This window comes from Dysosmobacter sp., from assembly GCF_052306735.1.
Lineage (GTDB): Bacteria > Bacillota > Clostridia > Oscillospirales > Oscillospiraceae > Oscillibacter.
Map to the genome: position 1 here is coordinate 19,328 of NZ_DAWBAJ010000026.1, position 10,918 is coordinate 30,245.

Below are 10,918 nucleotides of genomic sequence, written 5' to 3' on the forward strand. Positions count from 1 at the left end.
ATCCCCATGACCATGAGCATCCCCATGACCATGAGCATCCCCATGACCATGAGCACTCCCACGACCATGAGCATCCCCACGACCATGAGCATCCCCATGACCATGAGCATCCCCATGACCATGAGCATCCCCATGACCATGAGCACCATCACCACCATCATCATGCCTCTCCCGGGGATATTGACCACATCCTGGACCATCTGGCGGTGCCGGAGGATGTCCGGGAGAATGCCAAGGCTGTATACCGCCGCATTGCTGACGCCGAGGCCAAGGCCCACGGCGTGCCGGTGACGGAGGTACATTTTCACGAGGTGGGGGCCCTGGACGCCGTGGCGGACGTCACCGGCGTGTGCCTGGCCCTGCATCTCATCGAAGCGGACACCATTGCGGCTTCCCCCGTCCATGTGGGCAGCGGACAGGTGCGCTGCGCCCACGGGGTGATGCCTGTTCCCGCTCCCGCCACTGCCAATCTGCTTCAGGGGATCCCCTGCTACGGCGGGGAGATCCGGGGGGAGCTGTGCACTCCCACCGGAGCGGCGCTGCTGGCCCACTTTGCCGCCAGCTTCGGCCCCCAGCCCCTAATGGCACCGTTGAAGACCGGCGTGGGCGTGGGCAAGAAGGAATTCCCCGCCGCCAACTGTGTCCGGGCCATCCTGGGTGAGACGGCAGAAGCAGGCCGGGACGAGATCCTGGAGCTCACCTGCCACATTGACGACATGACGGCGGAGGCCCTGGCCTTTGCCTGCGGGCGGCTGATGGCCGCCGGGGCCCTGGACGTGTCCACCGCCCCCATCACCATGAAGAAGGGCCGCCCCGCCGCTGCGCTGACGGTGCTGTGCCGCCCCGCCGACGAAGAGCGCCTGGCCAGGGCCATTCTCCGGGAGACCAGCACCCAGGGCGTCCGGGTCCACACCTGCCGCCGCTGGACCCTGACCCCCTCCCTGCGGCAAGTAGAAACCCCTTACGGCCCTATCGGCATCAAGACCGCCGCCGGTTGGGGCGTAGAGAAGTGCAAGCCGGAATACGCGGATGTAGCTGCCGCAGCGGAGCGGGCCGGCGTCCCCTTCCGGGAGGTCTGGCAGGCTGCCCTGCTGGCAGGAAAGGAGACCCATCATGAATAAAGAACTCTGGAATCAGTGCGTGGCCTTTCACGGCCATGAATGCCCGGGCCTTGCCCTGGGGGTACGCCTCTGCGAATACGTACAGGAAACCCTGAAGCTGCGCCGGGCAGACGATGAGCAGCTGGTGTGCATCGCCGAGACCGACGCCTGCCCCGGCGACGCTGTGCAGGTACTCCTGGGCTGCACCTTCGGGAAGGGAAACCTCCTTTACTGCCTCACGGGCAAGACCGCCTACAACTTCTATAACCGCACCACCGGCGCCTCCGTCCGGGTGGTGGCCCGGAAAAATCAGGGCGATATGAGCCGGGAGGAGCGCCAGCGCTGGATCCTGAACGCCCCCCTGGAGGAACTCTTCACCACCACCGAGGTGAAGTACCCCCTGCCGGAGCATGCCCGCATCTTCAAGACCGTTACCTGTGAACTGTGCGGTGAGGGCATGGCGGAGCACATGGCCCGGCTGCAGGACGGAAAAGTGGTCTGCCTGCACTGCTTCCGTTCTTACGACCGCTGATGCCCCTCTTTGGAAAGGAGACCCATGAGACGTTTTTCTGCCATTTTGCTGACCCTTTTGACCCTGCTGTCCCTGACTGCCTGCGGCAGTGCCGCAGAGGGTGCTGACGATGCCCAGGCATCCACGCAGAGTGAGCCTGCTGCCACCCGGATGGTGGTGGACAGCTACGGCCGGGAGGTGGAGATCCCCGGTGAGGTGAAGACCATCGTGTGCACCGGCTCCGGCGCCCTGCGGATGATTGCCTACCTGCAGTGCACCGACATGCTCATCGGCGTGGAGGATACCGACAAGGCATATGAGACCTCCACCCTCCGGGACTACGCCCACGTGTACTACGAGACCTTCCGGGACCTGCCCGCCATCGGCAAAGGCGGCGGCACCTCCAACACCGCTTATATCGAGGAACTCATCACCCTGCAGCCGGATGTGATCCTCTCCGGCTACACCCAGGAGGCCCTGGAAGACCTGCAGTCTGCCACCGGCATCCCCTGTGTGTCCATCCGGGCACAGAGCATCAACTTCATCGATGAGAGCTTCTACACTGCCATGCGGGTAGCCGCCGACGTGCTGGGGGCCCAGGACCGGTGTGAGGAAGTCCTCTCCTACATCGACAGCTGCAAGGATGACCTGGCTGCACGTACCGCAGACATTCCGGAGGATACCAAGCCCACCTGCTATACCGGTGCCGTCACCTTCTCCGGCGCCCACGGCTTCACCGGCACCTACTCCAACTTCGGTCCCTTTATGGCCATCGGCGCCCGGAACGTGGCGGACCAGGAGGGGCAGGATGGCTACTACGACGCGGATCCCGAGAAGATCGTAGCGTGGGATCCGGACTACATCTTCCTGGATCCCGGCAACATGAACCTGGTGAACGATGAGTACGCCGCCAACCCCGGCTATTACAATGCCCTGCGGGCGGTACAGGAGGGGAACGTGTACAGCTGCATCTCCTTCAACAACTACTCCACCAACGTGGGCTACGCCATTGCCGACGCCTACTACGCAGGCACCGTCCTCTTCCCGGAGGCCTTTGCCGATGTGGACATCGCCGCCAAGACCGACGAGATCCTGGAATTTCTGCTGGGAGATGCCTACTACGATGAGATGGTGGCAGACGGGCTGTCCTTCGGCGTGATGGAGCTGGGCCATGGGGCATAAACCAATGGAGACGCCGGAGAGCTACGACCTCTTCCTGCGGCGCAAGTACCTGCTGCTCCTGGCACTGCTGGCGATCCTGGCGGCGGCGGTCCTCTTTGCTCTCACCACCGGCTCCTCCGGCATGAGCCTGGGGCAGGTAGTGGGGACGCTGCTGGGCCGGGGCACCGAGCAGCAGGAGGCCATCCTCTTCCGGGTGCGGCTGCCCCGGACGGCCACCGCCGTGGTGGTGGGCGCCGCCCTGGCCCTCTCCGGGTGCGTAATGCAGAACGTGCTCCATAACCCCCTGGCCTCCGCCTCCACCCTGGGCGTCTCCCAGGGAGCCTCCTTCGGCGCGGCCCTAGCCATCATCGTGCTGGACGCCGGGGTGCAGAATGCCGCCAATGCCGGCACCGCCATCACCATCTCTTCCCCCGGCACCGTCACCCTCTGCGCCTTTGCGGGAGGGCTTGCCACCACCGCCGTGATATTGGGCCTTGCCCGGCTGCGGGGGGTGTCCCCCGCCACCATGATCCTCTCCGGTGTGGCACTGAGTTCTATGTTCACCGGCGGCACCACCCTGGTGCAATACTTTGCCGACGACGTGCAGGTAGCCACGGTGGTGTACTGGACTTTCGGGGACCTGGGCCGTCCCGGCTGGCGGGAGATCGGTATGATCGCCGTAGTGACGGCGGCGGCACTGGTGTTCTTTTTGTGGAACCGCTGGAACTACAACGCCCTGGAAAGCGGCGGCGCCACCGCCAAGAGCCTGGGCGTCAACGTGGATCTTTTGAGCTACGCCAGCATGGCGGTGTGCACCCTCATCGCCGCCATGAGCGTGGCGTTCGTGGGGGTCATCAGCTTCATCGGCCTCATCGCCCCCCACATGGTCCGCCGCTTCACCGGCAGCGACTACCGCTTCCTGATTCCCGGCTCCGCCCTGTGCGGCGCCATCTTGCTGCTGCTGGGAGACCTGGTGTCCAAAAGCATCCTCTCTCCCATTGTGCTGCCCATCGGCGCCATCACCTCGTTCCTGGGCGCGCCGGTCTTTTTGTACATGCTCTTTCGGGGGAGGGATCATCTATGATGCGTGTGGAAGGGTTGAACTTCTCCTACCCCTGCGGACGGCAGATCCTGCGGGATATCTCCTTCCAGGCCCGCAGCGGCTCGTTTCTGGCCATCCTGGGCAACAACGGAGCCGGAAAATCCACCCTCCTCAAGTGCTTTGACCAGATCCTCCGGCCTCAGACCGGCTCTGTAACGGTGGACGGTGCGGAGCTTTTGACCCTGCCTCTGGGAGAGCTTGCCCGGCAGGTGGCCTTTGTGACCCAGAGCGCCGCCCTTACCCGTATGACGGTGTACGAGACGCTGCTGCTGGGCCGCAAGCCCTACATCAAGTGGGGCGTCAGCCAGGAGGATCGCCGGATGGTGGACGACACCCTGCGGCGGATGGGCCTGGAGGGCTTTGCCATGCGGTACCTCCACCAGCTCTCCGGCGGCGAGCAGCAGAAGGTGCTGCTGGCCCGGGCCCTGGTGCAGCAGCCCAAGCTGCTGCTATTAGACGAGCCCACCAGCAATCTGGACCTGCGCAACCAGTACGAGGTGCTCTCCCTGGTGCGCCAGGTCTGCCGGGAGCGGAACATCACCGCCATCCTGGTGATCCACGATTTGAACCTGGCCCTGCGGTTTTGCGACCGGTTCGTCTTTCTTCATGGCGGCACCGTCTTTGCCGCCGGGGATCACGCGGTGGTGAATCCGGAGAATATCCGGGCCGTCTACGGCATGGAATCCGTGGTGGAGCAGGTGGCGGGAATTCCTGTGGTGGTTCCTCTGCCAGAGCGCTCCCGTTGACCCGTCAGCCCAGACCGATACCGGGACAGGAAATCCTGTCCCGGTTTTTTTCGTTTTTTTGAAGAAATTTTGCTTTCTGTGCCGTATGATAAGCAGCAAGGGCAAAGGAGGTGGCAGCGCAGCGTGGTACCATGGACAACTGAACGCTTTTCCCAGCTGGTGGAGCAGTACGAGCGCCTGGTATATACCGTCTGCTTCCAGCTGGTGCGGGACGCTGCCGCCGCGGAGGATCTGACCCAGGAGACCTTTTTATCCGCCTACCTCCACCGCGCCTCCATGCCGGAGGGCTACGAGCGGCAGTGGCTTGCCCGCATTGCCGCCAACAAGGCCAAGGATCATCTCCAATGCGCCTGGAACCGCCACACGGTGCTCCCGGGAGACGAGGGGATGCCGCCGGGGCTGGTGCCCGGAGCGGAGGAGGAGGCCATGCGGCACTTCCAGGCCCAGGACATCGCCGGAGCTGTGGACGCCCTGCGGGAGCCCTACCGCTCTGTATGTAGGCTGTGCCTGCTGGGGGAGAAATCCCCGGAGGAGGCGGCCCTGGCTCTGGGCCGGCCCGTCAAAACCATACACACACAGCTCTCCCGGGGAAAACGGCTCCTCCGGGAGACGCTGGAAAGGAGGCAGCAACATGGAATCCTTCCGCCATGACGGACATTTGACAGACACGGCGCTCACAGCGCTGATCCGGGGCGAACCCCTGGAAGAACTGGAGCGGCTGGAGATCGCCGAGCACCTGGCCTACTGCGACCTATGCCTCCAGCGTTATACGGAGCTGCTCTCCGGGGACACGCTGCTGACGCCGCAGGAAAGCTGCCGGGACTCTCTGCTGCTGCGCATCCGGCGGCGGACGCTGCAGCTTATCACCAGCCGCTATGCCACTGCAGCCGCGGCCGTGGTGCTGGCACTGACCCTCTTGTGGGGCGGACTGGACTTTTCCATGCACACCGCCTCCCAGGCCATTCAGGATCCGGATCCCTCCCCCACGCTTTCGGAGCGGTTCTCGTCCTGGTCGGAACACTGGAACAGCGCCATGGACACCGTCTTCGACCGGCTCAACGGGCTCTGGCCCTGACGGCCATTTCAACGAAATGCAAGGAGGAACCAACATGAACCGAAAACACGGCTTTTTTCTGTTTTTATGCACCCTCTTTCCCGGCTGCGGGCAGATGTATCAGGGATATATGAAGCGTGGCATCTCCCTGACCTTCGGCTTTTTCGCCATTTTGGCGGCAGCGGGCTTTTTGTCCATCGCCCCCCTGGCCTTTTTCCTGCCGGTGGTATGGCTGTACGCCTTTTTTGACAGCTACAATCTCCTGGCCCGGGCGGATGCCGGATTCCCCGCAGAGGACGCCTATCTCTTCGGCCTCTCGGAAATGGACTCCCAGCAGATGACGGCCCTTTTGAAAAAGCGCCACAGCATCATCGGCTGGGTGCTGGTAATCCTGGGCATCTATATGCTCTACGACACCTTTATGCGCCGGATCATGAACGTCGTCTCCAGCATTCCCGGCCTGGAGTGGACTTACGGTCTGGTGGTCTATGACCTGCCCCGCCTGGCCATCACGGTGCTGGTGATTTTGCTGGGTCTTTGGTTCATCCGGGGGCCCAAGCAACGCCCAAGCGATGAGATCCCGGTCTTTACTCCCCCTGCTTCCGGATCTCAGGAGGAAACAAACGGGGAAGCAGGCCAGCCTGAGGAGGAGGGCTCTGACCTCGGAGAGGAGGCGCCCCATGGAGATGACTGAACGTACCGCCCCTTCCCTGCCCGTCGGGCCTGTCCGCCGGGTAGGCACCATCACCTTCGGACTGGTGCTGGTGGTCTGCGGCCTCGCCATGCTGGCGGCCATGTTTTTCCCGGACCTGGATCTGCGATGGGCCATTAAGCTCTCTCCCCTGGCCCTCATCTGCCTGGGGGCGGAGGTTCTGCTCTCCGCCCGCCGGGGCGGGCGCATCCGCTACGACTGGGTGGGAATGCTCCTCTCGGGGCTCATCGTGGGGATGTCCATGTGCTTCTTTGTCGCCGCCTGGTGGGCCCTCTATGCCCCCGAGGGCTGGTGGTACGGCTGCTGGTAAAACCGCGGCACAGAGAATCGCGGGACGGGTCTTTTCACCCGTCCCGCTTTTCCTTTTGCCCGGTTTATTGTATAATGGGAAAAATTCATCCGCAGCTAAGGGGGAACCTCTCATGGATCAGATTTTTTCCATGCGGCCCATCGCCCGCATTCACAGTGATTTTTCCACCAAGTTCGGCATTCCCCGGCAAAGCGGCCTGGTGGACGCCCTGACCGCCACCGTGGTCTTCGAGCCGGAATTCCGCAATCCCGACGCCCTGCGGGGCATCGAGGGCTTTTCCCACATCTGGCTCATTTGGGCCTTCGATCAGTCCGTCCGGCAGGGGTGGTCCCCCACTGTGCGGCCTCCCCGGCTGGGAGGCAACGCAAAAATGGGCGTATTTGCCACCCGCTCGCCCTTCCGGCCCAACCCCATCGGCCTCTCCTCCGTGCGGCTGGAGGCAGTGGAGCAGACACCGGACCACGGCACGGTGCTCCACGTCCGGGGTGCCGACCTCATGGACGGCACCCCCATTCTGGACATCAAGCCCTACATCCCCTACGGGGATGCCCACCCCGATGCCGTGGGGGGCTTTGCCTCCGCTCCTGCCGGGCCCACCCTGGACGTGCAGATCCCCCCGGAGCTGTTGGAAAAAGTTCCGGAGGACCGGCGGGAAGCATTGCAGCAGGTGCTCTCCCTGGATCCCCGTCCCCATTACCAGTCGGATCCGGAGCGGGTCTACGGCTTCGGCTTTGCGGGGCTGGAGGTGCGTTTTTCCGTATCAGAGGGTGTGCTGACGGTACGGGAGATCCTGCGTCCCTAAAAACAAGCAAAAACACGGCCATCCCAAATGGGATGGCCGTGTTTTTTACATGGTTCCGGAAGCGCTCAGGCAGCCAGCATGCTGGGCAGCCAGGTGACCAGGGGCGGGAACACCGCGCACAGAGCGGTCACAATGCAGATGATGATGATAAAGGGAATAACGCCCTTGTACACTTCCTGGATCTTGATGTTGCCCGGCAGAATGCCTTTGACATAGAACAGGGCGAAGCCGAAAGGCGGAGTCATGAAGCAGGTCTGCAGCAGCGTGGCGCTGACGGCCACCAGCCACAGCCGGTCGAAACCGAACTGGTCCATGATGGGCAGGAAGATGGGGAATACGATCATGACGATGCCCAGCCAGTCGATGAACATGCCCAGGATGAACATGATGACCATCATGATGGCGAAGGCGCCCCACTTGCCGATGCCCATGCCCAGCACCCAGTTGGAGATGATCTGGTCGCCGTCCAGGGACATGAAGATACCGGTGAAGGCCGCGGCGCCGAAGAGGATGATGAACACCATGGCGGTGGTCTTGGCGGTATCGATGAGGGACTCATAGAGCATCTTCAGGCTGAACTGCTTGTAGAAGATGGCCAGGATCAGGGCAAAGAAGGCGCCCACGCCGGCAGCCTCGGTGGGAGTAGCGATACCGCCGAAGATGGAGCCCAGCACAGCGATGATCAGCAGCAGAGGGGGAATCAGGTTGATGAGGGAGCCGGTGATGCGCTTTTTGAGCGGCATCTCAGCCAGCTCCTCAGCGCTCATAGCCGGGCCCCAATCGGGATGGATGTGGCAGACCACCATCACATAGATGATGTAACCCAGAGACAGAGCCAGGCCGGGGACGATGGCGGCAAAGAAGATCTTGCCGACGGAGACCTCAGCATAAGAGCCCATGGACACCAGCATGATGGAGGGGGGGATCAGGATACCCAGGGAACCGCCGGCGCACACCATGCCGCAGGCCAGGGAGGGCTTGTAGCCGCTGCGCAGCAGGACGGGCAGGGACAGCATGCCCATGGTGACCACGGAGGCGCCCACGATACCGGTGGTGGCGGCGAAAACGGTGGACACCAAAATCACGGCCAGGCCAAGGCCGCCCTTCAGGGGCCCCAGCAGGTAGCGGATGGATTCAAACAATCCGTCTGCCACCTTGGAGTATGTCAGGAAGTTGGCCATCAGCACGAACATGGGGATAGCCACCATGGAGTAGCTTTGCATCTGGTCGTAGATTTTGGTCATGGCGATGGTAACGCCGGGATCGCCCCAGGCGATCCAGCCCACTACAACGCCGACGCCGCCCAGAACAAAGGCCAGCTCCTGGCCCAGCACCAGGCCTACCACCATCAAGCCGAACAGCGCCGCGATCATCACGATCGCAAGATCACTTGCCCCGATACCGGAGGAGGTCACAAGACCCTGAAGAGAATTCATCAAAGCATCCATTTACTGCGCCTCCTTCCCGGCATCCGGCAGCTTCTTGCCGGTAACATCCGAGATGATGCCGTTGACTTGCTTGAGAATTTCAGAAACAGACTGGACAGCCAGCAGCAGCAGGCCCAGGAACAGGCAGAACTTCACAGGCCAGGTGGGAGCGGCCCACACGGAGTAGGTCTGCTCACCGGTGGTATAGGCCTTCATGAAGAAGTTCCAGCTCTCGGGCAGCATGGCCGCCACAAAGGGCACCAGGAAAATCAGATACGTAATGGTGTGCAGGATGTGCTGCACCAGCATGGGAAAGCGGGCGAAGACCACGTCCACCGCCACGAAGGCCTTCTTCTGGAAACCGAAGGCACAGATCAGGATGATGTAGCTGGCAAAGAGCATCACGATCAGATCCTGCGTCCAGATCTGGGGGCTGTTGAAAATCCGGCGCAGAATGACCTCGCACAAAATAACAGCCAAAATGCCCAGAACCAGCAGGGAAAAGACCTTGCCCAGGATATCATTGATTTTATCAATGGTCCTGCAGATTGCATCGATTACTTTCATTTTAACACCTCTCTCAAGATTTTCTCTTCTGCAAGAGGCGATTACTCGTCGCGGTTGAAGCCGAAGCCGTAGTCGCCGGTCCAATCGCGGTAGTTGTTGGCAGCTTCACGGTAAGCCTGCATGGAATCATAGACCATCTTGAAGTTGGGGTTGATCTCGCACTCCTCCTGATAGGTCTCCAGGCAGGCCTGGCGGATAAGCTCCATGTCCTCCTTGGGCAGGCTGGTGACGGTGACGCCCTGCTCCTCGATCATCTGGTTGGTGACGGTCATGTCGTTCCAGATGTAGCGGGAGAGCTGCTCGCCGCAGCACAGACGGGCCGCGGTCTCAAAGGCGGTCTGATACTCCTCGGGCAGTTTGTTCCAGGCGTCCATGTTCACCATGACGCCGTTGACGCCGGCGGACTGATACCAGGCGGGGGCGCACCAGTAAGGAGCGACCTCCTGGAGCTTCAGGGAGTCGTCAGCCTTGGGGCCGGAGAACTCGCCGCCGTCGATGACGCCGCGCTGCAGGGACTCATAGAGCTCGGAAGCAGCCACGGTGGTGATGTTGATGCCCAGCTTCTGAGCCGCCTTGCCGGCCATGACGCCGCCCAGGCGGATCTTCATGTGCTGCATATCCTCAATGGAGGTGATGGGGCTGACAGAGCGGATACCAGACTCGCAGGGGTTGGTGACCAGGGGGAAGTACTCCATGTTGTACTGGCCGTACATCTCCTTGTAGCACTCCATGCCGCCGGCATCATAGATCCAGGTGTAGTAGTCCATGGCGGTGAAGTCGTCCATGATGGTGGACAGCAGCTCGAACGCAGTGTCCTTACCGGACCAATAGCCGCCCCAGTCGCCGCCGCACTCGATGGTGCCCTGGCTGACATAGTCAAACAGCTGGCTGGCAGAGCACAGCTCACCGTCGGCATAGTTGGTGATCTTGAAACGGCCGCCGGTCAGCTGGCTGACTAGTTCGGTGAAGCGCTGATCCACGGTGAAGTGGACGTTGCCGGCGCCCCAGGTGGAGCCCATCTTCCAGGTCACCACAGGCAGGTCACTGTTTCCGCCGGAGACAGCGTTGGCATTGGCCGCATCCATGACGCCGCTGTCAGCGGAACCGCAGCCTGCCAGCAGGGAAAGTGCCATGCAAAGCATCAGCAGTGTTGCAAAAACTTTTTTCATCGTTTCCTCCCATTTTCCCGGGCAGCCCGTGGCTACCCTATTTTCTCTCCACATTATATCAAACCTGTATTTGTAAATAAATCGTAAATTTCTGCCCTGGCATAGTCAAATATTTGACGAACGCAGAAATTTCCCCATGGTTTTTGTGTAAAAAAGCGAGGACAGGCCGAAGCCTGTCCCCGCTATGCAGCAAGATGTAAAATTACTTCGCGGCCTTGGCAGCCTTGATGGCCTCGATCAGCATGGGGGTGACCTTG

At 61.8% G+C, this 10,918-nt stretch carries 13 protein-coding genes; 10 read left to right on the forward strand and 3 right to left on the reverse strand.

All coding sequences use genetic code 11. From position 1 onward, the window contains the following. The 10 genes from larC to tsaA form a co-directional block, all read left to right on the forward strand. Nucleotides 1-1,121 (forward strand): nickel pincer cofactor biosynthesis protein LarC (gene larC / locus ACT67G_RS07875; RefSeq protein ID WP_443663888.1); only part of this gene is annotated, 1,121 nt, incomplete at its 5' end. Continuing rightward, nucleotides 1,114-1,632, forward strand: a complete 519-nt coding sequence (locus ACT67G_RS07880) for an FmdE family protein (RefSeq protein WP_443663889.1) — start codon at nucleotides 1,114-1,116, stop codon at nucleotides 1,630-1,632. The genes larC and ACT67G_RS07880, both read left to right, overlap by 8 nt. Nucleotides 1,633-1,656: 24 nt before the next feature. Further along, complete coding sequence (locus ACT67G_RS07885; protein WP_443663890.1) at nucleotides 1,657-2,793, forward strand: iron ABC transporter substrate-binding protein; 1,137 nt, start codon at nucleotides 1,657-1,659, stop codon at nucleotides 2,791-2,793. Beyond that, the gene (locus ACT67G_RS07890; RefSeq protein ID WP_325245592.1) at nucleotides 2,783-3,856 is read left to right on the forward strand and encodes a FecCD family ABC transporter permease; all 1,074 of its coding nucleotides are present in this window, start codon (nucleotides 2,783-2,785) and stop codon (nucleotides 3,854-3,856) included. The genes ACT67G_RS07885 and ACT67G_RS07890 overlap by 11 nt, the downstream gene beginning before the upstream one ends. Further along, complete coding sequence (locus ACT67G_RS07895; RefSeq protein ID WP_326215735.1) at nucleotides 3,853-4,620, forward strand: ABC transporter ATP-binding protein; 768 nt, start codon at nucleotides 3,853-3,855, stop codon at nucleotides 4,618-4,620. Before ACT67G_RS07890 ends, ACT67G_RS07895 begins: the two co-directional genes overlap by 4 nt. Before the next feature lie 123 nt (nucleotides 4,621-4,743). Next, entirely contained in the window at nucleotides 4,744-5,271 is a 528-nt protein-coding gene (locus ACT67G_RS07900) for an RNA polymerase sigma factor (RefSeq protein ID WP_325245596.1), read from the forward strand. Next, on the forward strand, nucleotides 5,252-5,695 hold the full coding sequence (locus ACT67G_RS07905) for a hypothetical protein (RefSeq protein ID WP_443663891.1): 444 nt from the start codon (nucleotides 5,252-5,254) through the stop codon (nucleotides 5,693-5,695). Before ACT67G_RS07900 ends, ACT67G_RS07905 begins: the two co-directional genes overlap by 20 nt. Before the next feature lie 34 nt (nucleotides 5,696-5,729). Next, nucleotides 5,730-6,368, forward strand: a complete 639-nt coding sequence (locus ACT67G_RS07910) for a hypothetical protein (protein ID WP_443663892.1) — start codon at nucleotides 5,730-5,732, stop codon at nucleotides 6,366-6,368. Further along, nucleotides 6,355-6,696 carry a hypothetical protein gene (locus ACT67G_RS07915; RefSeq protein ID WP_443663893.1) on the forward strand — a complete coding sequence of 114 codons (342 nt, stop codon included), beginning with the start codon at nucleotides 6,355-6,357 and terminating at the stop codon, nucleotides 6,694-6,696. Before ACT67G_RS07910 ends, ACT67G_RS07915 begins: the two co-directional genes overlap by 14 nt. 112 nt (nucleotides 6,697-6,808) lie before the next feature. Further along, a complete protein-coding gene (tsaA, locus tag ACT67G_RS07920) occupies nucleotides 6,809-7,498 on the forward strand; it encodes a tRNA (N6-threonylcarbamoyladenosine(37)-N6)-methyltransferase TrmO (protein ID WP_443663894.1) in 690 nt (229 codons plus the stop codon). 65 nt (nucleotides 7,499-7,563) lie between these two features. Here the strand turns inward: tsaA and ACT67G_RS07925 are convergent, their stop codons facing one another. From ACT67G_RS07925 to ACT67G_RS07935, 3 genes are read right to left on the reverse strand one after another with little or no spacing between them, the layout of a single operon-like run. After that, nucleotides 7,564-8,946, reverse strand: a complete 1,383-nt coding sequence (locus ACT67G_RS07925; RefSeq protein WP_326215732.1) for a TRAP transporter large permease — start codon at nucleotides 8,944-8,946, stop codon at nucleotides 7,564-7,566. Further along, on the reverse strand, nucleotides 8,947-9,492 hold the full coding sequence (locus ACT67G_RS07930; protein WP_443663895.1) for a TRAP transporter small permease subunit: 546 nt from the start codon (nucleotides 9,490-9,492) through the stop codon (nucleotides 8,947-8,949). Between the two features lie 41 nt (nucleotides 9,493-9,533). Then, nucleotides 9,534-10,661 carry a TRAP transporter substrate-binding protein gene (locus ACT67G_RS07935; RefSeq protein ID WP_443663896.1) on the reverse strand — a complete coding sequence of 376 codons (1,128 nt, stop codon included), beginning with the start codon at nucleotides 10,659-10,661 and terminating at the stop codon, nucleotides 9,534-9,536. Nucleotides 10,662-10,918: the final 257 nt, after the last annotated feature.